This window comes from Actinoplanes sp. NPDC048791 (assembly GCF_040650095.1).
Classification (GTDB): domain Bacteria; phylum Actinomycetota; class Actinomycetes; order Mycobacteriales; family Micromonosporaceae; genus Actinoplanes.
Map to the genome: position 1 here is coordinate 1 of NZ_JBEZGQ010000007.1, position 22,329 is coordinate 22,329.

General features: G+C 70.9%; 22 protein-coding genes. 9 read left to right on the forward strand and 13 right to left on the reverse strand.

Annotated elements, in window-relative coordinates; genetic code table 11:
* Together AB0C29_RS01520 and AB0C29_RS01525 are read right to left on the reverse strand one after the other, a co-directional pair.
* The coding region (locus tag AB0C29_RS01520) for a glycosyltransferase 87 family protein (protein ID WP_360813876.1) at positions 1-442 on the reverse strand (442 nt) is incomplete at its 3' end.
* Between the two features lie 114 nt (positions 443-556).
* Positions 557-1,099, reverse strand: a complete 543-nt coding sequence (locus AB0C29_RS01525; RefSeq protein WP_360813878.1) for a DoxX family protein — start codon at positions 1,097-1,099, stop codon at positions 557-559.
* Between the two features lie 85 nt (positions 1,100-1,184).
* Here AB0C29_RS01525 and AB0C29_RS01530 point away from each other — a divergent pair, with 85 nt between their 5' ends.
* Positions 1,185-1,667, forward strand: coding sequence for an N-acetyltransferase (locus tag AB0C29_RS01530; RefSeq protein ID WP_360813880.1), 483 nt, complete (start codon positions 1,185-1,187; stop codon positions 1,665-1,667).
* A gap of 6 nt (positions 1,668-1,673) precedes the next feature.
* Here AB0C29_RS01530 and AB0C29_RS01535 read toward each other — a convergent pair whose 3' ends face one another.
* Entirely contained in the window at positions 1,674-2,876 is a 1,203-nt protein-coding gene (locus AB0C29_RS01535; RefSeq protein ID WP_360546582.1) for an ATP-binding protein, read from the reverse strand.
* 90 nt (positions 2,877-2,966) lie between these two features.
* Positions 2,967-3,665: a hypothetical protein gene (locus tag AB0C29_RS01540; protein ID WP_360813882.1), complete on the reverse strand. Its 699-nt coding sequence runs from the start codon at positions 3,663-3,665 to the stop codon at positions 2,967-2,969.
* A gap of 173 nt (positions 3,666-3,838) precedes the next feature.
* On the opposite strand from AB0C29_RS01540, the gene AB0C29_RS01545 reads away from it, so the two are divergent.
* Both AB0C29_RS01545 and AB0C29_RS01550 read left to right on the forward strand, forming a co-directional pair.
* On the forward strand, positions 3,839-4,540 hold the full coding sequence (locus AB0C29_RS01545) for a prepilin peptidase (RefSeq protein ID WP_360813884.1): 702 nt from the start codon (positions 3,839-3,841) through the stop codon (positions 4,538-4,540).
* Between the two features lie 41 nt (positions 4,541-4,581).
* A complete protein-coding gene (locus tag AB0C29_RS01550) occupies positions 4,582-5,046 on the forward strand; it encodes a GNAT family N-acetyltransferase (protein WP_360813886.1) in 465 nt (154 codons plus the stop codon).
* Here the strand turns inward: AB0C29_RS01550 and AB0C29_RS01555 are convergent.
* The 5 genes from AB0C29_RS01555 to AB0C29_RS01575 all read right to left on the reverse strand — a co-directional run bounded on the left by AB0C29_RS01555 (position 5,032) and on the right by AB0C29_RS01575 (position 12,009).
* Complete coding sequence (locus tag AB0C29_RS01555; protein ID WP_360813888.1) at positions 5,032-8,193, reverse strand: UvrD-helicase domain-containing protein; 3,162 nt, start codon at positions 8,191-8,193, stop codon at positions 5,032-5,034. The two genes, AB0C29_RS01550 and AB0C29_RS01555, sit on opposite strands and share 15 nt — an antisense overlap.
* Before the next feature lie 124 nt (positions 8,194-8,317).
* Entirely contained in the window at positions 8,318-9,709 is a 1,392-nt protein-coding gene (locus AB0C29_RS01560; protein WP_360813930.1) for a metallophosphoesterase, read from the reverse strand.
* Between the two features lie 5 nt (positions 9,710-9,714).
* Positions 9,715-9,954 (reverse strand): MoaD/ThiS family protein, encoded by a 240-nt coding sequence (locus tag AB0C29_RS01565; RefSeq protein ID WP_360813932.1) that lies wholly within the window; start codon positions 9,952-9,954, stop codon positions 9,715-9,717.
* A 19-nt stretch (positions 9,955-9,973) separates the two neighbouring features.
* Positions 9,974-10,981 (reverse strand): GTP 3',8-cyclase MoaA, encoded by a 1,008-nt coding sequence (gene moaA / locus AB0C29_RS01570; protein ID WP_360813890.1) that lies wholly within the window; start codon positions 10,979-10,981, stop codon positions 9,974-9,976.
* Positions 10,982-11,127: 146 nt separating this feature from the next.
* On the reverse strand, positions 11,128-12,009 hold the full coding sequence (locus AB0C29_RS01575; RefSeq protein WP_360813892.1) for a fructosamine kinase family protein: 882 nt from the start codon (positions 12,007-12,009) through the stop codon (positions 11,128-11,130).
* Between the two features lie 56 nt (positions 12,010-12,065).
* Between AB0C29_RS01575 and AB0C29_RS01580 the strand changes: the two genes are divergently transcribed.
* A complete protein-coding gene (locus AB0C29_RS01580) occupies positions 12,066-12,569 on the forward strand; it encodes a GNAT family N-acetyltransferase (protein ID WP_212992359.1) in 504 nt (167 codons plus the stop codon).
* A 96-nt stretch (positions 12,570-12,665) separates the two neighbouring features.
* Entirely contained in the window at positions 12,666-14,312 is a 1,647-nt protein-coding gene (locus AB0C29_RS01585; RefSeq protein ID WP_360813894.1) for a DUF4192 domain-containing protein, read from the forward strand.
* A 57-nt stretch (positions 14,313-14,369) separates the two neighbouring features.
* Here AB0C29_RS01585 and AB0C29_RS01590 read toward each other — a convergent pair whose 3' ends face one another.
* Both AB0C29_RS01590 and fdhD read right to left on the reverse strand, forming a co-directional pair.
* Entirely contained in the window at positions 14,370-16,022 is a 1,653-nt protein-coding gene (locus AB0C29_RS01590) for an alkaline phosphatase D family protein (RefSeq protein ID WP_360813896.1), read from the reverse strand.
* A gap of 73 nt (positions 16,023-16,095) precedes the next feature.
* Complete coding sequence (gene fdhD / locus AB0C29_RS01595; RefSeq protein ID WP_360813898.1) at positions 16,096-16,923, reverse strand: formate dehydrogenase accessory sulfurtransferase FdhD; 828 nt, start codon at positions 16,921-16,923, stop codon at positions 16,096-16,098.
* Positions 16,924-17,057: 134 nt separating this feature from the next.
* On the opposite strand from fdhD, the gene AB0C29_RS01600 reads away from it, so the two are divergent.
* The 3 genes from AB0C29_RS01600 (at position 17,058) to AB0C29_RS01610 (ending at position 19,089) form a co-directional block, all read left to right on the forward strand.
* The gene (locus AB0C29_RS01600; protein ID WP_360813934.1) at positions 17,058-17,639 is read left to right on the forward strand and encodes an NTP transferase domain-containing protein; all 582 of its coding nucleotides are present in this window, start codon (positions 17,058-17,060) and stop codon (positions 17,637-17,639) included.
* Positions 17,640-17,700: 61 nt separating this feature from the next.
* Positions 17,701-17,943, forward strand: a complete 243-nt coding sequence (locus tag AB0C29_RS01605; protein WP_360813900.1) for a DUF6457 domain-containing protein — start codon at positions 17,701-17,703, stop codon at positions 17,941-17,943.
* Positions 17,944-18,000: 57 nt separating this feature from the next.
* Positions 18,001-19,089 carry a T3SS (YopN, CesT) and YbjN peptide-binding chaperone 1 gene (locus AB0C29_RS01610; protein ID WP_360813902.1) on the forward strand — a complete coding sequence of 363 codons (1,089 nt, stop codon included), beginning with the start codon at positions 18,001-18,003 and terminating at the stop codon, positions 19,087-19,089.
* Here AB0C29_RS01610 and AB0C29_RS01615 read toward each other — a convergent pair.
* Both AB0C29_RS01615 and AB0C29_RS01620 read right to left on the reverse strand, forming a co-directional pair.
* Complete coding sequence (locus AB0C29_RS01615) at positions 19,086-20,927, reverse strand: beta-propeller domain-containing protein (RefSeq protein ID WP_360813904.1); 1,842 nt, start codon at positions 20,925-20,927, stop codon at positions 19,086-19,088. The two genes, AB0C29_RS01610 and AB0C29_RS01615, sit on opposite strands and share 4 nt — an antisense overlap.
* A 36-nt stretch (positions 20,928-20,963) precedes the next feature.
* The gene (locus tag AB0C29_RS01620; RefSeq protein ID WP_360546550.1) at positions 20,964-21,422 is read right to left on the reverse strand and encodes an Lrp/AsnC family transcriptional regulator; all 459 of its coding nucleotides are present in this window, start codon (positions 21,420-21,422) and stop codon (positions 20,964-20,966) included.
* A gap of 68 nt (positions 21,423-21,490) precedes the next feature.
* Here AB0C29_RS01620 and ddaH point away from each other — a divergent pair, with 68 nt between their 5' ends.
* Entirely contained in the window at positions 21,491-22,318 is an 828-nt protein-coding gene (ddaH, locus tag AB0C29_RS01625) for a dimethylargininase (protein ID WP_360813906.1), read from the forward strand.
* The last annotated feature ends 11 nt before the right edge of the window (positions 22,319-22,329 follow it).

The following is a 22,329-nucleotide window of genomic DNA, read 5'->3' on the forward strand; positions in this document are numbered from 1 at the left end:
CGAGCAGGTCGAGGGTGCCGAGCCCGAGGGCGGCGCGTACCGGCTCGATGGTCAGGGCCAGGGCGCTCGCGGCCAGGACGACCGGCCAGGGGCGGCGGCCGTAGCGTCGTGCGACCGGGCTGACCAGCGCGATCATCGACAGGCCGAGGGCCGCCACTCCAGCCAGGGCGGTCAGCCAGCCGGCGAGCGGCAACGGCAGGAACACCGCGGGGGAGACGACGAACAACGCGGGCGGTGGCAGCGCGGTGCCGAGGTGGGTCAGCGGCGAGCGGTACGCGTACAGGCCGTCGCCGGCGAGGGCGTGGACGATCGCCGCCCGGTCCACGGCGAGGTCGCTGAAGCCGTACCGCTGGGCGATCGTGGTGATCGCGGCCAGGATGCCGACCCACGCGAGCAGGACCACCAGGCACCTGGTCGTGGCCGGACGCGCGGCAGTCCGCATCGCGGGCATGGCGCGACCTCCCCGTGGCTCGACCCGGCGGCACGGCGCCGGTCTCGAGCGCGCCGCCGCCCTGGTGCTTCGACGGCTTAACGCCGGGCGAGCCCGTTAGGTGATTTACCCGGGGATCTTGCGCGCGGCGGCCGCGGAGACGGTGGCGATCTTGGCTTCGCGGCGGGCTGTCCGCACCGCACGGCGCACCGAGCGCTGCGAGCGGTCGACCGCGTGGCTGGTGCGATAGCCGATGCCCGGCTTGCCCTGGGTGTCGACCGCGGCGAGCAGCAGGCCGCCGAGCAGACCGAGGTTCTTCAGGAAGTCGGTCTGGTGCTGCGCGCGCTGCGGCTGCGGATAGGTCCAGAACGGATGCCCGGCGAAGGTGGTCGGCACCAGGCCGGCGGCGAGCGCGAGGGCGGCCGGCCGGGTGAGGCGGCCGCTGGCCAGCAGCAGCCCGGCGACGACGTCGGACGCGGCCTTGGCCCGCACGAGGTCGCGCGCTTCGGTGGGCAGGCGTGGATCGACCTTCTCGATCATCGGCGCGACCTTGTCGGTGACCCGCTTGGCCGCGGTGACTTTGGCATCCGGGTCGAGCACGACGCGGATGCCGCTGACCACGAAGATCGCACCGAGCATGGCACGGGCTGCAGTACGCACAGGCTTCATAACCCTCGTTATACCCGGATCCGCGCCGGTGTGCCGGGTGAGTTGTGGACAGGGTTCGTGAGCGGCCACCGTAGGCTTTCCGGGCATGACAGAGGTGCGCATCGAGCAACCCGAGGATGCCGACGGCATTCGCCGGCTACTGGAGTCGGCGTTCGGCGGTGAGGTTGAAGCCCGGCTGGTCGCGGCGTTGCGGCCGACCCATGCCTGGCTGCCCGAGTTTTCCGTCGTGGCCGAGGAAAACGGTCGCCTGGTGGCGTTCGCGCTGCTCAGCAGGGTGATGATCGGTGGTGAGGAAGCGCTCGCGCTGGGACCGGTGGCCGTCACGCCCGAGCGACAGCGGCAGGGGTTCGGCACCAGCGTCGTCCGGGACGCGCTGCGGCGGGCCACCGAGGCACGGGAACGGCTCGTGCTGGTGCTCGGCGACCCGGCCTACTACCGGCGGTTCGGGTTCGTGCCGGCTGCCCCGTACGGGATCACCAGCGAATGGTCCTCGGCCGGCGACGCCTGGCAGGTCCTGGCCCTGCGGCCGGTCGAAGCCCGCTACCCGTCGGCCTGGCGCCTCGGCTGAGCCACGCTAGGGCTGGGTGCGCAGGTAGCGCCCGAAGTGCGGCACGGTGAACGCCACCGTCCCCCGTTCGCCCGAGTAGATCAGGCCCTTCTTGATCAACGCGTCCCGGGCCGGCGACAGGCTGGCCGGGCGCCGGGACAGCGCGGCGGCGATGTCGGCGGTCGGCACAGCGGCGTCCATGTCGTTGCCCGAGTCGCCGGAGAGGGAGGCCATCGCGCGCATGTACTCGCGTTCGGCCGGGGTCGCGCGCTCGAAGCGGGAGCCGAAGAAGCCGACCGCCAGCTCCGCCTCGGCCTCCGGCGCGGCCACCCGGACGTCCTCGGCGGTCACCGGCGAGGTCGGCGCGTGGTCCCAGGTCGCCTTCCCGTACGCCTGCACGAAGTACGGATAGCCACCCGACTTGTCGTAGAGCAGGTCCAGCGCCTTGGGCTCGTATTCGACGTCCTCGCGGGCGGCGGGCGCGCACAGGGCCAGGTCCGCGGCGATCCGGTCGAGGCGGTCGATGCGCTGGTACCGGAAGAGGCGTTCCGAGTAGGACTTGGCCGCGGACAGCACCGCCGGCAGGTGCGGCAGGCCGGCGCCGACGACGATGAGCGGCGCGCCGAGCTGGGACAGCTCGTGGCAGGCGGCGCACAGGGCGGACACGTCCGTCGGGCCGAGGTCCTGCATCTCGTCGATGAACAGGGCGATGCCGGTGCCCACGTCTGTGGCCAGCGACGCGGCGTCGGTGAACAGCTCGACCAGGTCGATCTCGATGTCGCCGGAGTCGGCGCGGCCCCGGGCGGCGGGTACGTCGATGCCGGGGGTCCAGCGGTCGCGCAGCTTCGCCGAGGAGTCGTTGGCCCGCAGCGCGAAGGCCTTGAGGACGGCCAGCACCTCGTCGACCCGTTCCGGGTTGCGGTGGTGCGGGGTCAGCTCGCGGATCGCCATGTGCAGCGCGGCGGAGACCGGGCGGCGCAGCGACTGGTCCGGCCGGGCCTCGATCTTGCCGGTGCCCCAGAGCCGGCCGATGGCGGCCGAGCGCAGGGTGTTGAGCAGGACGGTCTTGCCGACGCCGCGGAGTCCGGTGAGGACCAGGCTGCGTTCGGGACGGCCCCGGGCAACGCGCTCCAGGACGACATCGAAGGCATCCAGCTCACGGCCGCGACCGGCCAGCTCGGGCGGGCGTTGGCCGGCGCCGGGCGCGTACGGGTTGCGGACCGGATCCACGGATAGCACCGTATCGGGCTCTCTAGCCGAAAAGCTAGAGTTCGCAATCGAACGCTCTCTACGAGTGTCTAGCGTCAGCCCTAGAGAGCGCTAGTCGACCCCATACTCTTTGAGGCACAGCACGAAGTCGAGGCTGTCCAGCTCGCTGTCGTAGAAGTACCACTTCGTGTACTTCTGGACCTTGCTGCACTTGGACTCGGCGTCAGCCTCGCCGGTGGTGCGGCCGTCGACGCGCTTGAGCACCTGGTAGGTGCCGCTGGCGCAGACCACGATCTTGAGGTCGGGGCTGTCGTCCGCCGTACCCTCGTTGCGCACGCACTGGCCCTTGCCCACGAAGCGCGCGTCCTCGCTGCTCTGCGGCTCGGGCACCGAGCCGTTGGTGGCGCTCGCCGACGCGGTGGGCTGGGCCGACCGCCCGGCCTCCGGGTTGCCGGCCCGCTGCACCAACCAACCGGCAGTCGCCAGCCCGCCGATGATGAGCAGGGCGAGCACGACCACCAGAGCGATGATCGGAGTGTTGCGCTTGCGCGGCGGCGGTGCCGGCGGCTGCTGCCAGACGGGCGGCACGCCGTTCATCGGCGCCACCGGATAGCCACCGTGGAAGCCCGCGGAATTCTCCTGCGAGGGCGGCACCGACATCGGCTGGCCACCCCAGGCCGTCTCGGGCACCGGCGACGAATGCGTCGCAGCGTCGCCCCACGGATCGGCCGGCTCGGTGTACGGCTCGTCGGAACCCGGCGGTCCGCCGGCCGACCAGCCCTGGCCGGGGTAGGGGCCGTTCTGCGACATCGGGGTTCCTCCAGGCGCGGGTTCGCTGTACGCCACCGTAGCGTGCACGCCCGGCTCGTTCTCTCCCGGAATCGCGCCGACCTGGGCTCAACTCGGCTACAACAGGGCCATTCGCCTCGTCTGTCGGCAACGCGACCCGCGCGGGGGACGCCGGACCACTACCGTTCAGCCCCATGTCTTTCACGGTGACGGTTTGCGCGGCGATCTTCGGCGGCGCGGCGGCCGCCTTCGTCCCCCGCCTGGCGCACCGCCTGGCGGTGCCCCGCGGCAGCCGGCCGAGATCAACCTGCGCTGACTGCACGGCCGATCTGCCGACCTGGGTACGGGCGGGAGCATCGTGCGACTGTGCCCGGGCACCGGTGTGGACCTTGACGACAGGTGCGCTGGTCGGGGGCGTGCTGGGGGCCACGATCGGGCCGGCGCCGCTGCTGGTGGTGCTGCTTCCGGCGGCGCTGCTGGGCATCCTGCTGGCCTTGATCGACCTGCGCTGTCTGCGCCTGCCGGACCCGCTGGTGGGGTTGCTGGCGGTGGGGACGGTGCTGCCTCTCAGCGCTGTCGCTCTGGTGACCGGCGAGCCTGCTGATCTCATGCGGTCGACTCTGGGGGCTGTGCTCAGCGGCAGTGTGTATTTGATCATCGCTCTGCTGCCTGGGGGCGGGCTCGGGCTGGGTGACGTGAAGCTCGCCACGGTGCTGGGCTTCACGTTGGGGTTCGTGGGATGGCCGGCGGTGGTCGTCGGGCTTGTGGCACCGCATCTGATCAACGGTCCGGTTGCGGTGGTGCTCTTGCTGACCAGGAGGGCGGGACGCCGGACCGCTCTGCCGCTGGGGCCGGCTCTGCTGACCGGTGCATTGCTCGGTTGCCTGATCACGTAGCGGCCCGTGAAATGTCAGAGGCTGGTGCCAGACTTCCGGGCATGGGCGATGAGGTGCGGATCAGGGACGTCGAAGAGGCCGATCTTGAGGTGTTCTTCGCGCAGGAGCACGATGCCGAGGCCGCTCGGCGGGCCAGATTCCCGCCTCGGGAGCGGGAGTGGTTCATGACCCACTGGGCCACGAATGTGCTGGGTGATCCGACGGTTCTCGCCCGGACGGTCACCGTGGACGGTGCCACGGCGGGGAACGTGGTGGCCTGGTGGGAGCAGGAGCGGCGCTTCATCGGGTACTGGTTCGGCAGGGAGTACTGGGGGCGGGGTGTCGGGACCGCGGCGCTGACCCTCTTCCTGGAGCGCGAGACCATCCGGCCGCTCTACGCCGATCCGTTTGTCGGCAATACCGGGTCGGTCCGGCTGCTGGAGAAATGCGGCTTCGAGCGCACGGGCACGGTCCAGCACGGCGACAACGAGCACGTCATGCTCGTGCTCAGCTCAGAGAAGCCGTAGCTGGCGGTCCTTGGGCCGGGACGGGACGGCGTCGCCCATGCGCTCGAACAACCCCGCGTCGATCGCGTCCAGGAACGGGGTCGGTGACTGCTCGCGCTCCTTGCCGTGCCGGAAGCGCCGCGCCGCGTGGCTCACATAGAGCCGGTCCTGCGCCCGCGTCAGCCCGACGAAGAACAAGCGCCGTTCCTCAGCCGTCTCGTCATCCGTCGGCTTGCTGCCCGGCCAGCGCAACGGCAGCAGCCCGTCCTCGCAGCCGACCAGGAACACGACCGGGAATTCCAGCCCCTTCGCCGCGTGCAGGGTCAGCAGGTTGACCGCCTCCGCCCGCGGGTCGAGCGCGTCGACCTCGGCGCCCGTGGCGATCTCCTGCAGGAAGCGGGTCATGTCCTCGCCGATCCGATGGGCGAGCGGCATGAGCAGGTCGGCAGCCGTCCAGACGTCTTCGGGCGCGAGCTGCTCGGCGTCCAGGGTCGGCGCGGCGTACCGCTGGGCCAGGACCTGCGCGGTCAGCTTGACCCGGGCTGCGAGCGATCCACCCAGGCCGTCGGCGTGCCGCAGCTCGCGCGCCAGCACCTGGACCCCGGGCCGGTCCCGCAGGCGATTGTGTGACCGCTTCTGCACCGGTACGCCGGCTCGAGACAGCGCGTCGACCACAGCCTGAGCCTGGGAGTCGGTGCGGTAGAGCACCGCGATGTCCGCGAAGGACAGGGTGCCCGGCGCGACCGCGCGGGAGTCGATGCGGCCGGAGTCGAGCGAGCGGTGCGACAGGCCACCGACCAGCTCATCAACGGTACGGACGACGAAGTCAGCCTCGTCCGCCACGCTGCCCGCGAAGTAGCGACCGACCAGCGGCGACTCGGGGTTGACCCGGGCCGGGTCCAGCCGACGGCCCTGCACCAGCGTGGTCGGCGCGATGGCCTGCACCGCGGCGGCCAGGATCGGTGCCGACGAGCGGTAGTTGCGGGTGAGCCGGACCAGCCGGGCATCGGTGAAGTCGCGGCTGAAGCGCAGGAAGTACCCCACGTCGGCGCCGCGGAAGGAGTAGATCGCCTGATCGGGGTCGCCGATCGCGCACAGGTTGCCGTCCGCCGGTGAGAGCAGGCGCAACAGCTCGTACTGCGTGTCGTCGACGTCCTGGTACTCGTCCACGAAGATCCACTGCCAGCGCTTGCGGTACCGCTCGACCAGCTCCGGCTCGTCGCGCAGCAACGCGACAGGCATCGTGAGCAGGTCGTCCAGGTCGACGAGGTCCTGCTGACGGAGCAGTTTCGCGTACGCGTGGTCGTCGTCGCCGGCCTGCTCCCGGGCCGCGGCGCGCTCCGCGTCGTCGGCGATCCGCCAGCTCGCGCCGAGCCCGGCCGCCTTGGCGTTCTCCTTGAGGATGGTCAGCCCGAGCGAGTGGAACGTGCCGACCGTGATGTCCTCGGCCACGTCCGGGATCAGCGCGTCGAGCCGGTGGCGCATCTCCTCGGCGGCACGCCGGGTGAAGGTGATCGCCAGGCAGCGCTCGGGGAAGACGCCCAGCTCAGCGCAGAGGTACGCGATCCGGTGGGTGAGCGTGCGGGTCTTGCCGGTGCCGGGCCCGGCCACGATCAGCAGCGGACCGCCGGGCGCGGAGGCCGCCACCCGCTGCATGGCGTCGAGGCGGTCCAGCAGCCCGGTGCCGACCTCCTCCATGCCGGCCAGCATCGGCTCGAACGGCTCGTGCGGGCTGGCCGGCGGGGGCAGCGGCGGCGCTTTCTTCTTCGGCTCCTTGGCGGCCTTCGGGACCGGGGCGCGGCCGATCGCCGGCTCGGCCTTGCGCTGCTGCGGCACCGGTACGGGGATCATGTCGAACAGCGTCTCGGCCTGCGGAGCGCTCTGCTTGTTGCGCAGTTCGCCGGGCTCGAAGAGGGTGATGACGCCGTACTCACCGTCGTAGCCGGAGATCCGCCGCACGTCGCCGCGCCGCAGCCGGTCGATGGCCTCGCGCAGCTGCTCGCCGCCGGCCTGGCCGATGTCGTCGAGCGGGACGTTGCGCAGGATGTCGAGCTCCGCGCCGAGGCTGGCGACCACGTGGTTGAGCTGGCCGTCGACGGTCTTCGACTTCGGGCCGACGCCGTTGATCTCGCCCAGGATCTCGGCGAGCTGGATGAGGTGGACGACCTGCTGGTCCCGTTGGCCGCCGTCGGTGCGGTCGGCCAGCTCCTCGACGCGGTTGAGCACGCCGACGGTCAGCGGCTTGCCGCACTCGGGGCAGCGGCCGCCGTGCTCGCGGGTCTGCTGCGGCGCCCAGTTGATGCCGCAGGCCCGGTGCCCGTCCGCGTGGTACTTGCCTTCTTCGGGGAAGAACTCGATCGTGCCCGCCAGCGTCTCGCCGGCCTTGATCGCGAAGTAGTCGGGCGCGCCGGTGAAGAGCGTCGCCTCCCGGGCCAGCGCCGCCGGTGAGTGCGCGTCCGAATTGGACACGAGGCGGTAGCGGTCGAGGCTGGAGACCCGCCAGTTCATCGCCGGGTCGGAGGAGAGCCCGGTCTCCACGGCGGTGATGTGCTCGGCGAGGTCGGCGTAGCAGTCGGCGATGGCGTCGAAGCCGGACTTCGAGCCCAGCGCGGAGAACCACGGGGTCCAGATGTGCGCGGGGACGAGGTAGCCGTCGGGGCTGGCCTCGAGCACGATCTCGAGCAGGTCGCGGGAGTCGAGGCCGAGAATCGGGCGGCCGTCCGCGGTGAGGTTGCCGATCCGGCCGAGCGCGGTGTTGAACCGGGCGGCGGCGGCCAGGTCCGGCATGTAGATCAGGTGGTGGACCTTGCGGGTGCGGTCGTCCCGTTTGTAGATCGTGGAGATTTCCACGCTGAGCATGAACCGGGCGTCGGTGCTGCTCTGCAGGATCGGCGGCAGCTTGCGGCTGACCTCCTGCTCCGCGTCGGCGCCGAGCCGGTAGAGGCCGGGCTCGTCGGCGGGGACCAGATTTTCCCGGAGGTGGTCGAACCAGGCGGGATGCGTGAAGTCCCCGGTGCCGAGCACGGCGATGCCCTTGCGCCGAGCCCACCAGGCCAGGTTCGGCAGGGTGAGGTCGCGGCTGCAGGCCCGCGAATACTTGGAGTGGATGTGCAGATCCGCGACGTATGTGTCCGCGGTGACCGAGGACCCTTCGCTAACCGAGGGCACGCTGCATCCTGTCACGAGCGCCCGGCGCGCCACGAGCCGCCACGCGCGAAGTGACATAACCGATCCACGATTGAATCCTGCGGAGATGTGCCCCGTGGCTCAGCGCAACCCCCAAGATTCACTGCTAAGGGGTACGCAGCTCGATGACAGTGACCTGCGGCGGCGCGCCCACCCGCACCGGCGGACCCCAGAATCCGGCCCCGTTGGTGACGTAGACCGGCACGCCGTCGACCGTGCCGAACCCGCTGACCACCGGCTGCTCCAGCTTGACGAGCAGGTTGAAGGGAGCCATCTGACCACCGTGGGTGTGCCCGGAAACCTGAAGGTCAACGCCGAACGGAGCAGCGTCCCGGGCGACGACGGGCTGATGAGCCATGAGCACAACCGGCCGGCTGGTGTCGCGGTCCCCGAGCGCACGCCGTAGATCAGGCCCGTCCCCGAAGTCGACGCCGCCGATGTCGTTGACGCCGGCCAGGTCGAGCCCGTCCAGCTCGAGCCGCTCGTTCCGCAGCGGTTTGACCCCGAGCCGGGCCACCTCGGCGACCCACTCCTGATAACCGGAGTAGTACTCGTGGTTCCCGGTGACGAAGTAGGCGCCGCGGCGTGACTTGATGTCGGCGAGCGGCGCGGCGAACCGGCCCAGCTCGGCGACGCTGCCGTCGACCAGGTCGCCGACGATACAGACGATGTCGGCGTTGACGGAGTTGATGAGATTGACGATCCGGGCGGCGTGGTTCGTGCCGGTCAGCGGGCCGAGGTGGATGTCTGAGACGACGGCGAGGCGGGTGCCGTCCATGGCGCGGGGGAGCTTGGCCATGGGGAGCTGGACCCGGTCTAGCTGCGGGGGGCCGAGGGCGGTCTTGACGCCGTAGCCGGTGATGCCGGCGGCGGTGAGCCCGGCGAAGATCGCTGCGCCGCGGGCGAGGAGGAGTCGCCGGTCGATGCCCTGGGAGCTGGGGGAATCGGTGGTGACCTCGGGCTTACTTGCTCCTTGAGCGTCGGCTCCGGCCGCGAGGCCGTCGACGGGCGTCTGCTGGGGTGCTTCCGCGCCCGTCGTAGTGGGCCCGGCTGCCCCCGCAGCGGTCGGCGTGAGTCCAGTTGCTCCCGCAGTGACCGTGTTGTGCCCGGCTCCCGCGGTGGCTGGCGTGTGCCCGGCTCCCGCGGTGGCCTTCGTGGCCGTGGCCTCGGCGGTGGGGTGAATCTTCGTCGGACCGTCGGACTTGCTCGTGGCCCGGATCCAGAGGTTGATCGCCAGCCGCGGAATCTCCAGGACCGCCAGAGTCACCAGCAGGTAGAACATCAGCGCGATCCAGAGGTACCCCGGCCAGGCCAGCCACTCGACGTACCCGGCCCGCACCCCGATCAGAGTGGCCGGCACCAGGACGGCCAGCGCAATCGCCACGAAACCGCCGAACCTCCGCACCCGCCCGGCCCGGAACGGGTCCCGCACCAGCCGCTTCCACAGGTAGAAGTGGATCAGGCCGATGACGACGATGATGAGCGCGACGAACGCGATCAAGCTCAACCCCCAGCGAACGGCGGCAGGACGTCCACCGTCGCGCCGGCGGGCAATGCCGCTTGTCGATCATGGCAGGCGAGGCCGTCCACCAGGAAGCTGGCCGCCTTCAACACCATCGCGAGCCGCTCGCCGTGCCGCTGCGCCAGAACCACGGTGAGGTCCTCGAGTGATCCGGCCGTGACGCTTTCCGAGGAACAGCCAGCGGCAGCCCGCGCCCCAGCGAAGTACCTGATTTCAACCAAGCCCGCGCCGCTGGACACGTCAGCCCCCGATCGCTGACATCGGGCGGACCGGCTGCAGGAAGGAGGGATCGTCGATCCCGTGACCCGCTCGCTTGCCCCACATCGCGGCCTGCCAGGCCTTGGCGATGTCCGCGTCCGGCCGCCCGGAGCGCAGCAACCCGCGCAGGTCCGACTCATCCGTGGCGAAGAGGCAGTTGCGGACCTGGCCGTCCGCGGTGAGCCGGGTGCGGTCGCAGTCACCACAGAATGGCCTGGTCACGCTGCCGATCACCCCGACGCGGGCCGGATTGCCCGCCGCGTCGACATAGCCGGGCACGAGCCAGGTCTCGGCCGGCGCTGTTCCACGTGAAACCGAATCGGGTAGCAGCCCGTACGGCTCCAGCGAAGCCAGGATCGCCTCAGCGGTGACCATCTCGTGCCGGTCCCACTGATGCTGAGCATCCAGCGGCATCTGCTCGATGAACCTGAGCTGGTAACCGTGGTCGAGAGCGAAGCGCAGCAGTGCCGGAGCCTCGTCGTCGTTGACCCCGCGCATGAGCACCGTGTTGATCTTCACCGGGGTCAGTCCGGCGCGGGCTGCCCCGGCCAGGCCCTTCAGCACGTCGGCATGCCGGTCGCGGTGGGTGAGCTCCAGGAACCGGGCCGGCGACAGAGTGTCCAGGGAGACGTTGACGCGATTCAGGCCGGCGTCCCGCAGCGCACCCGCGAGCCGATCAAGCCCGATGCCGTTGGTGGTGATGGAGAGCTTCGGCCGCGGTTCGAGCGCGGCGGCCGCGGCGATGATGCCCGTCAGCCCCCGCCGGATCAACGGCTCGCCGCCGGTGAACCGTACGTCGGTGACGCCGAGCTGCTCGACGGCGATCCGGATCAGGCGGCTGACCTCGTCATCGGTCAGCTGCTGCTCACGCGGCATCCACGCGAGGCCCTCCTCGGGCATGCAGTACGAGCAGCGCAGGTTGCACCGGTCGGTCAACGACACCCGCAGATCGGTCGCGACCCGTCCGAAGCGGTCAGCGAGCACACTCATGTCGACCCCTCGCCCCGCTGGTAGGCCACGTCGGCAGGAGCTCGGTGCCACCCGGATCGCCCGGCACGCTCGCTCATTGATCGAACGTAGCGCTTGGATGTGACATTTGGCGTCGCCCGTTCTGTGGTTCGGGGCACGCCGAGCGCTCAGCTCCGTAGCGCGGCGTCGGCCGTGGAGCGCACTGAGCTGCGGTAAGCCCCGCCGAACGCCGCTGTGTGCACCAGCAGGAGGTGCAACTGATGCACGGGTACGCGTTCGCGCCAGCCGTCCGCCAGGGGCCACTCCTCCGCGTACGCCCGCATGATCGTCTCCAGGTGCGGCGCCGCGCCGAAGAGCGCGAGCTGCGCCAGGTCGGTCTCCCGGTGCCCACCGTGCGCAGCCGGATCGACCAGCCAGGCCCGCCCGTCGGCGCCCCACAGGACGTTTCCCGGCCACAGGTCGCCGTGGATCCGAGCCGGCGCTTCGTCCCCGCCGTACCCCTCGATCTGCTCGATGACCTGCTCCACAACCGCGACGTCTGCGGGCGGGAGGGTGCCACTGTCGGCCGAGATCTTCAGGTACGGCCGCAGCCGCCGTTCCGCGAACCATGGCCCCCACGGCCCGGCGGAGGGTGTGTTGTCCTGAGCCAACGGCCCGATGAACCCAGGCCAAGGCGCGCCGAAGGTATCCGCGCCCCGGCGATGCAGCCCGGCCAGCTCCCGCCCGAACCGCTCGGCGGCAGCCGGGGACGGCGGGCCCGAGTCGATCCATTCGAGCGCGAGCATCTCCGGAAGCGCCACCAGCACCTCCGGGATCGGCACGGTCCCCGCCTCGCGAAGCCATCGCAGGCCGGCCGCCTCGGTCGCGAAGAAGTGCTCGGGAGCGCTGCCGGACGGCCACGTCTTGGTGAACAGTGACGCGCCATCGTCCAAGGTCAGGCGGGATGCGGTGCATACGTCACCGCCCCCGACGGGGGTTTCCCGGATCCGCTGATGGGTGAGAAATGTCGGGAGATGCTGGGGGTGCGCGCGCAGGTACGCCAGATCCACCGCCTTATCTTCCACTTCGGGTTACGGCGTGCCCGGATCGGAGTCAAAATGTCGGCATGACACCTGTCGCGGTGCGTTCGTACCGGCCGAGCGACCACAGCGCTGGTCGCCGCCTGTGGTCGGAGCTGACCAATCAGCACAACCAGATGTACGGCGATGCCGCCAACGATGCCGGCGCGGGTTTCGAGGAGTACCTCACCCGGCTGGACCTGAGCGGGCTCTGGGTCGCCGACCACGCCGATGACGGGGTGATCGGCCTGGTCGGGCTCATCATGCGCGGCCGCGCCGGCGAGGTGGAGCCCGTGGTCGTGACCGGCTCCCACCGGCACAAGGGGGTCGGCCGCAAGCTGCTGCGGCACGTCGCGGCGGAAGCGAAGAAGCGCAACATGGTCTCGCTGACGATCTCGCCGTCGTCGCGCAACGTCGACGCGATCCGCAGCCTGCACGCGGCGGGTTACGACGTGGTGTCGTCGATCGAACTGACCATGGACCTGGACCGGCATGCCCATGACTGGCAGCAGGACGGGCTCGAGTTGCATGAGTTGCAGTTTCGTTCCTGAGCCGGGGTCGTGGGGGACGCCTGTGGATAACTGGGTTATCCACAGGAGCAAGGTTTGGCAGGCGGCGGCGAGCTGAATTCGGCCACGCTGCCGGGCATGAAAAAGCAGATGGTCAGTTCACCGGCCGAGCTCATCTCAGCCGTGCCGTTCCTGATCGGCTTCCACCCGGCGGACAGCCTCGTCGTGGTGGCGCTGCAGGGCACGCTCATCACCTTCGCCGTGCGTATCGACCTGCCCGAGCTCAACGCACCCGAGGAAGAAGCCCGGGCCGCGGTCCTGCACCTGGCGACGGTCGTCCTGCGCCAGGACGCCGAGGCGGTCACGATCATCGGGTACGGCGAAGAGCCCCGCGTGGCACCAGCAGTGATGCGCATCTCGGACGCGTTCCGCAAGGCCGGCGCGACGGTCGTCGACGAGCTGCACGTGGAAGACGGCCGGTTCTGGTCATACCTGTGCACGGACTCATCGTGCTGCCCGCCGGAGGGCCAACCCTGCGAGCCGGCGCACAGCGTGGTGGCGGCCGAAGCGACTTTCGCGGGAGCGGTGGCCTTGCCCAATCGCGAAGCCCTGTCGGAGCAACTCGCGCCGGTGACGGGTGACGACCGCGCGGCGATGGAGGCGGCGACAGCGCGGGCGGTCCTGCGCTTGGCGGCGCTCGCCGGCGAACGCCCGCCACCCCGGGAAGCCAAGACGTCCGACGGCCCGCGTCCCGACGGCCCGCGTCCCGACGGCACGCATCCGGACGGTGCGCATCCGGACAGCCCGTTACCCGACGGCTGGCTGCCGAACTCCTCGCTCGAGGAGCAGGAAGCGGTCGTCAGCGGCTCAACCGAGACGGGCCGTATCGACTCGCCCCGCCCATCACGCTCGCCCACCCCGCCGACCGACGGAAGCCGCAGCGACCCGGTCCGGACTCCCGGCTTCCACGAGGCGCCCGCCGCTCGTGGCCGGAGCCGTCCCGGATCAGCCGAACTACGCCTGGGCAACGTCCTCTGGGCAAGCCTCGGTCTGAAAATGCCGATGCCGGAAGCACCGGACGAGGTCGCTGATCGCCCGGACTTCGTGTCAGACGAGGACTACTTCTTCGCCCTGGTGCGACGTGCGGGCCGGTTGGCGGTGCGGGAGGCGGAGCGCTGCTACAGCACCGGCGGACGGCTCAGCGATGACGACGCCGCATGGCTCGGCGTGCTGTTGCTGCACGTGCCGGTCCGCGACTACGCCTGGGTCCGCACGCGAACAGAGGACTGGGAGCTGGCGCTCTGGTCGGACCTGGTGCGCCGGGTGGAGCCCCGCTACCGCTCGGCGCCGGCGGCCCTGCTGGCCTTCGTGGCCTGGCGCAAAGGAATGGGTCCGCTGGCCAGCGTCGCCGTGGAGCGCGCTCTGGAATACAAGGAGGACTACCAGCTCGGGGTGCTGATGCAGGCCGCGATCCTCACCGGGCTGCCCCCGTCGACGCTCGACGGCTGGCCGGCCGTGGAGGGCCTGCCACCGATGGACGCCTCGCCCGAAGCGGCGGAGCCTCACGACAGCAATGGTGCCCCGCAATCACCGTCCGAGAAGTCGAAGCCCGGCTTGCCACGGCCGGGCGGTCACGTCCCGAAACCAGACAGCGTCAAGCGCCGCGAGAAGCTCCCGGTCCGAGTCGGATCCGACGCCGCGCCCGCTGCTCGGCCCGGCGACGGAGCGGGAAAGCACGAAAGACGAGGCCCCAAGCAACGCCGAGCAGCTCACCGCCGGATCTGAATGTCGGCTGGCCGGCCGGGCCATCCAAGATCAAACGGGATGGCCCGGCCGAACCGATCAAGGCCTCTCAGACTCCTGCCGAACCGTATCGCCCCCCAGATCCCCAGCACTCCGCAGAACAGCAGCCCCACCCGGCGTCGGATTGTCAGCAACCTGCTGCAACCCAGGCACCCGGTCCTCAATCACAAAGCTCGCCCGCGTATGCACAGCCGCCCCCGGCCGAGTCACATACGGCAACACCTGGAAGTCCGCCGTCATCGCGTCCTTCGTGATCGTCGTCCGGACATAACCCCGCTGGTTGTTGTAGAACCGCAGATGCGGATTCCAGGCCGCCCAAGGATGCTGCCCCGAGGCCACATCAGCCCCGTCCCCCGTGGAGGTGATCGACGAGCACACCAGCTCAGTACCGACCGTGCGTGACGTCGGGTCCGTGTAGTCCAGTTTCAGCTCGTCCGCCCAGTGGGCGTGCACGTCGCCGGTCAGGACCACCGGGTTGCGGACCCCCGCGTCCACCCAGCCTCGGGTGATGCGGTCGCGGGAGGCCGCGTAGCCGTCCCACGAGTCCATGCTCACCACCTTCGCCGGGCCTGCGTTGTTGTCGCGCTGGCCGAAGAAGACCTGCTGGCCCAGGATGTCCCAGCGGGCCGTCGAGCGGTGGAAGCCGTCCAGCAGCCACTTCTCCTGCTTCGCGCCGGTGATCGAGCGGGTCGGGTCCGTGGCGGCCGGGCAGTCCTGGTAGCCGTCGCCGCAGCCCTGGTCGTCGCGGAACTGGCGGGTGTCGAGCATGTGGAACGTCGCCAGCCGTCCCCAGTGCAGGCGCCGGTACAGCTGCATGTCGATGCCGTGGGGGATCGAGGTACGGCGTAGCGGCATGTTCTCGTAGTAGGCCTGGAAGGCCGCGGCGCGGCGGGCCAGGAAGTTCGGGTCCGGCTGCTCCGGGACCTCGTCCGCCCAGTTGTTCTCGATCTCGTGGTCGTCGAAGACCACCGCCCACGGCGCGACCGCGTGCGCTGCCTGCAGGTCCGGGTCGCTCTTGTACTGGGCGTGCCGCTGGCGGTAGTTCGCCAGGGTCACCGTCTCCGGGCCCTGGTGGTCGCGCGGGTTGCCGCCGGGGATGTTGTACGTGTCCGGCCCGTACTCGTACTGGTAGTCGCCCAGGTGCAGGATCAGCTGCGGTTCGTCCTCGGCCAGCCGCCGGTACGCGGTGAAGTAGCCGTGCTCGTACTGCGAGCAGGACACGAACGACATCGCCAAGGTGCCGCCGCTCGCCCACGGCGCCGGGGCCGTACGGGTACGGCCGGTCGGCGACACGTACCGCTCCGCCTTGAAGCGGTAGAAGTATTCGCGGGCCGGCGCCAACCCGTGCAGTTCGACGTGCACGGTGTGCGCCGCTGCGGCCCGGGCCACGGCGACGCCGCGGCGCACGACCCGGCGGAAGCGGGCGTCACCGGCGATTTCCCACTGCACCGGTACGTCGCGGGACGGCATGCCGCCCAGGCCGTCGTCGGCGAGCGGGGTCGGGGCCAGCCGGGTCCAGAGCACGAAGCCGTCGTGTTCCGGGTCGCCGGAGGCCACTCCGAGGGTGAACGGATCGGCGCGCACCGGCCCGCGGTACGGCGCCGCCGAGGCAGCCAGCGGCCAGACGCTCGCGGCGCCGGCCGCGCCCACCGCAGCGCTGCTGAGCAGGAGAGTACGTCGTGAGAGTGCCATGCCGGCAGCCTCATGACCGTGAATGTCTTACCCACGTGGCCCGGGTGAAGGACCGTGGAAGTCCGTACGAAGCTCAGACGGTCACGCGTTGCGTCCCCGCGTACACGTTCATGGTCTGTCCGCGCAGGAAACCGACCAGCGTCATCCCTGCCTCGTCGGCCAGCTCGGCCGCCAGCGTGCTCGGCGCCGACACGGCCGCCAGCAGTGGAATCCCCGCCATCCAGGCCTTCTGGGTCAGCTCGAAGCTGGCCCGCCCGGAGACCAGCAGCACGTGTCCGATCAGCGGTAGCCGCCCCTCGCGCAGCGCCCAGCCGATCACCTTGTCGACGGCGTTGTGCCGCCCGACGTCCTCGCGCATCACCACCAGCTCCCCCTCGGCGGTGAACAGGCCGGCGGCGTGCAGCCCGCCCGTACGGTCGAAGGTGCGCTGCGCCGCGCGGAGCCGGTCCGGCAGCTCGGCGAGGACCCTGGCCGGCACGGTGCTGTCGTCCGCGGCCACGTCGAACTGTGACCGGGTGCGGACCGCGTCGATGCTGGCCTTGCCGCACACCCCGCACGAGCTGGTCGTGTAGAAGTTGCGGCTCGGATCCGTCACCGGCGGCGGCACGTCCGCGCCGAGCACCACGTCGACCACGTTGTACGTGTTCGGCGTGTCGGTGCCCGCGCACAACTGGGCGGTGACCACGTCGGCCGCCGTACGGATGATGCCCTCGGTCAGCAGGAAGCCCATGGCCAGGTCGATGTCCTGCCCCGGGGTCCGCATCGTCACGGCCAGCGGGGTCTTGCGCAGCCGGATCTCCAGCGGCTCCTCGGCGGCCAGGTCATCCGGGCTCCGGCGCGGTTCGGCCGCCCCAGCAAGGTTGATCTTCATCACGGGTCGCCGGTTCATCGTGCGCGCCATCACCCGAGCGTATGTCGGCCGTTGCGGCCCACGTCAGGGCGCGAGCCGGCACCCGCGCACGGCGCAATGCCGTCCGCACAGTCACGCTCATGTCCCCCACGGGATACGGTACGTACGTGGGGGGATTCGCGGCGGTGGTGTTGGCCGGCGGTGCGGCACGTCGGATGGGTGGTGCGGACAAGCCCACCATCCCGGTGGCCGGGCAGTCGATGCTGACGCGTGTCCTGGCCGCGGTGCATGATGCCGACCCGCAGGTGGTGGTCGGGCGCGTGCCTCCCGATCTTCCGGTGCCGGTCGCCTCCACCACGGAGCAGCCGCCCGGTGGTGGCCCGGTCGCGGCGACCGCTGCCGGTCTCGAGCTGGTTCCCGCCGACGTCAGCTTCACCGCGTTGCTCGCCGCAGACCTGCCGCTGCTCACCGGCGAGGCCATCGACGTACTGCGGCTCACCGTCGAGTCGGCGCCGATGCAGGGCGCGGTCTACCGGGACGCCGAGGGACGGCTGCAGTCGCTCTGCGGGGTCTGGCGGACCACGGCTCTGCGGGACGCGCTGAAGCGGGTCGCCGAGGAGCGGGGCAGCCTGCACGGCGCCCCGATGCACGCACTCATGGACCAGCTGCGCTTCATAGAGGTGTCCTGGCGCCGTCCGGGGCCACCGCCCTGGTTCGACTGCGACACCGACGACGACCTCCGCACCGCCGAGGAATGGGCCCGGTGACCGGGGGCGTGCCGGCTGGGCGGGTCACTCTGATCAAGAGGTACGGCGGAGGGGCAGGCCGGTGAACGTGCTCGACACCTGGATCGCGGCGGCCTGCGACGAGCTCGGGTTGAGCCCCGACGATGTCGAGGCCAAGGCCGTGCTGGACGTCGCCCGCGATGTCGCCCACAACGTCGTGCGCCCGGGTGCGCCCGTCACGGCGTACCTGATGGGTCTGGCTGTGGGCCGCGGCGCGGACCCGGCGGATGTCGCCGCCCGGCTCAGCTCGCTGGCCCTTGACTGGCCGGCCGACGGCCGGGAATGAGACGCGGCCGGTGAGCGCGCCGCGCGCTCGATAGGGTGGCGGGCGGAGGTACCGATCATGACGGCGGAGAACACTGCTGACCAGCCTGAGGGCGTGCTGCTGGACGAGCCGACCACGGCCGACCTGCGGGCGAAGGTGACCGAGGCCTGGCGGGAGTTCGCGAGCGCGCTATCCACGCTGCTGCCCACCCTGGCCGAGGGCGCGCACGTCGACATCACGCTCGACCCGACCGCTTCGGGCACCGGCACCGCCGTCTATTCGGTGAGCATCCGGGTGCTGCCGGACGGTGTCATCGAGGCGCTCGCGGTCGGCAACGCCGGCCTGCCGGAGGGCTTCCGGATGAACCGCGCGTCGGTCGCCGACCTGGTCGCGCTGGGCTGGTCCCCGCCGGGTGTGCTGCCCGGCTCGCGGGACTCGTTCGGCCTGCGGACCACCACCGACGGTGCCAAGCAGCTGGCCACGGTCGTGTCCCGCACGCTGCGCGACGTGTACGGCGCCCCGCACCCCGCGTTCCTGGTCTACCTCGTGCACGACGACGAGGACGAGCCGATCGAGACCGCGCCGATCGGCACCGCCCGGCACGAGCCGAGCATCGACGAGGAGCTCAGCCTCGACGACCTGGACGAGGACGGCGTGCTCTCCGAGGCGCTGGCCAACGCCGCCGACGAGGTCATCCCGCTCGAGGAGCGGGTGCGCACGGTCGTCGCCACCATGAGCAAGACCACCGTCGACCAGTTGCAGGTCGACACCGACGGGGACATCGGCATCCGGGCCGGCTCGGCGATGGTCTTCGTCCGGTGCCGGGACAACCCGCCGCTGGTCGACGTCTTCTCGCCGATCCTCACCGAGGTGGAGCCGACCGAGCAGCTCTACGTCAAGCTCTCCGAGCTGACCAACAGGATGCCGATCGGCCGGCTCTACTGCGCCCAGGACACCGTGTGGGCGTCGATCCCGGTCTTCGGCCGCAACTTCCAGGCCACCCACCTCATGCTGGCCGTGCAGGTGATGACCGGCCTGGCCGACGAGCTGGACGACCGGCTGCACGGCGAGTTCGGCGGCAAGCGCTTCTTCGGCGAGGGTGACAAGCCGGCCCCGCCGAAGGACGCCAAGGACGGCGACGACCACCGCCCGGGGATGTACCTCTAGTTTCCCAGCGGCACCCAGGCCAGCTGGTCCAGCGTGGACAGGTCGGAGGCGCGCAGGCCGTTCTCCGACAGCGTCCACAGCTCGGTCCCGATGGCCAGCGACCGCAGCAGCCTGGTCTGGCTGACCTCGCCGGTGAGGGTGACGTCGTCGGTCACCCGCAGGGCCAGCACGCCGCGTTCCTCCACCGGCACGACCAGCGTGCGGGTCGCCGGCCACCAGAGCAGGGCGTGCGGGTCGTACTCGGCGCTGGAGTAGGCGCCCGGCAGGTGGTACTGCGCGAGCCGCTTCGGGTTCGCCGGGTCGGCCACGTCGAAGAGGGAGACCTGCAGGCCCTGGGTGCGCCCGTTGCCGTCCGCCTCCTGGCCGATGCCGATGAGCCGGTCCTCGCCGACCGGCTGGAGGTGCGCCGAGTAGCCGGTGATCTTCAGTTCGCCGGTGACCGCGGGCTTCGCCGGGTCGCGCAGGTCGAGGCTGTAGAGCGGGTCGGTCTGCTTGAACGTGACCACGTAACCGCGGGCGCCGAGGAAGCGCACCGAGTAGATCCGCTCACCCTTGCCGAGCCCGTCGACGATGCCCGTCTGCACGAGCCGGCCGTCGCGGTCCGCCAGCACCCGTACGGCTGAGCGCTCCGTCGCGCCGTCCGTGGTGGCGACGCGCAGGTGCCCGTCCCATTCGGACATCGCGTACTGGTTGATCAGGTAGCCCGGCACGGTGCCGGACGCCCGGTAGACCGGCGGCTGGTTGCCGGTCAGGGCGAACTTGAAGAACTCGGTCTGCTGCCGCTCCCGGTCCGGGATGCGGCCGGGGAGCCGGTCGAAGCGCCAGCGGTCGTCGTTGGCGAGGTAGAGGCTGTCCGGCGTGGCGTAGACGGTGTCCCCGTCGGCGACGACCGTGACCGGGTCCCCGCCGCCCAGGGTCGGTCTGGTCAGGTCGAAGGTGAGGACGCTGACCAGGGCGGCACCCGAGTAGTCGGTGGGCCGGCTGACCCGGCCGCAGTCCGCCTGGCCCTTCGTCGTACCGGTGTTGTCGGTGACCTCCCAGCGGGGCAGCCAGGCCTCGACCGGCGCGGCGTCGATCGCCTCGCGGTTCGCGGCGAGCTGCTTCTTCTCGTCGGAGATGCCGATGCCGGTCGGGAAGGTGATCCGCGGCGCGCTGCGCAGGACGACGCGGGCGGTGCTGCCGGTCATCCGGGCGTCGACCAGATTGCCGTCCCCGCGGTAGCGGCTGACCACGGTGGGGGTGCCACTCAGGTCGACCAGCAGCACCTGCGCCCGTTGCTCGCCCGGGTCCGGGCGATCGGAGATGTAGGTCCGGTAGCCGGACGTCGGCACGAGCACCAGGGCCGAATCGCCGGCGAGCAGCAGTTGGAGCGCGCCTCCCGGGATGCCGGCCTCGAGGGCTACCTTGCCGGTCTCCTTGCGGGTGGCGACGTCGATGACCCGCAGGGTGCCGTCGCGAACGGTGACGATCCGCCGCCCGTCCGTCTTGATCAGGTCGGGCTCGTCGGCGCCCTGCTCGTGCACGTTGGTGCCGGAGAAGTCCGGCGCCGCGGCCGCGGGCGCCGCGCCGGCCGCATCGGCCATGGTCCGGGCGCCGTCGCGGAGGACTTCCGGATAGACGAGCTCGCTGCCGGGCAGACCGTACGGCCCGACGCTGGCCTTGGCCGCCCGACGCAGATCGTCGCCGAGCTGCCGGCAGGAGTCGAACGCGACCAGCCGCATCGCGCCGCCGCCGGAGGAGGTGGGCAGCGGAGGAGGGGGTGCCGGGGCATCAGCGGTGCAGCCGGCGAGCGGGACGGTGAGTGCCAGGACGGCGCAGAAGAGCAGACGGCGCGACATGGGGGTGGGACGCTGCGTGACTGTCCCGGGTTCCGGCTAATTCGGCGCGGGCACCGGGGTGGGGATCTCGACCAGCCGGGACAGCACCACCATGCTGCGGGTGGAGGTCACGAACGGCTCGGCCCGCAGCCGTTCCAGGGCCTGCTCCAGATGCCCGATGTCGGCGGCCCGCAGGTGCACGAGCGCGTCGGCCTGACCGGAGACCGTGTACGCCCCCACGACCTCGGGATGCCGCCGGGTGGCCACGGTGATCTGGGCCGGAGTGGTCCGCCCGGTGCAGAACAGCTCGACGAACGCCTCGGTGGTCCACCCCACGGCGGCCGGCTCGATGACGGTCGTGAATCCCTTGATGACCCCGGTGGCGCGCAGCCGGTCGACGCGTCGCTTCACCGCGGGCGCGCTCAGCGAGACCTTGGCGCCGATCTCCGCGTACGAGGCGCGCGCGTCCGCCACAAGCAACGCAATGATTCGCTGGTCAACGGCGTCCATCTGCAACGATTCGCCTCCGACGAGCAAGAGTTAGGGCTGTTTTCCGCCGTGCCAGCGTACCTAGCCTTTACCTCATGAGCCACACGGAGCGCTTGCCGCGAAACAGGACATATCTCATGTGTCCGCCCGAGCACTTCACGGTCGAGTACACGATCAACCCCTGGATGGACACCACCGTCCCGGTCGACCCGGCCCTCGCGCTCAAGCAGTGGCACCTGCTCCGCGACACGCTCAGTGACCTGGGGCATGCCGTGCACGTCCTGGACGCCCGGCCCGGCCTGCCGGACATGGTCTACGCGGCCAACGGCGCCTTCTCCGTCGACGGCCGGGTCTACGGCGCGCGGTTCAAGTTTCCCCAGCGAGCCGCCGAGGCTGCCGCCCATCAGCTGTTCTACGCCGGTGGCCCGTGGACTTTCGCCGACCCTGAGCACGTCAACGAGGGTGAGGGCGACTTCGCGTACCTGCCCGGCGCGTACGGCGGTCTGATCCTGGCCGGTCACGGCTTCCGCACCGACCCGGCCGCGCACGCCGAGGCCCAGGAGGTCCTGGGCCGGCCGGTGATCTCGCTCAGGCTGGTCGACCCGGCGTTCTACCACCTGGACACCGCGCTGGCCGCGCTCGACGACCGGCACATCACGTACTACCCGGACGCGTTCTCCGCGGCCTCGCAGCGCGTGCTGCGCCAGCTCTTCCCGGACGCGGTCATCGCCGACCGGGCCGACGCCGAGGCCTTCGGCCTCAACCTGGTCAGTGACGGTCATCACGTGATTCTCAACACCGAGGCGACCGCGATGGCCGACAAGGTGCGGGCGCACGGCTACACCCCCGTGCTGGTGGAGCTCACCGAGCTCAAGCGGGGTGGCGGATCGGTCAAGTGCGCCGTCGCGGAGCTACGCCCCTGACCGGGCACTGG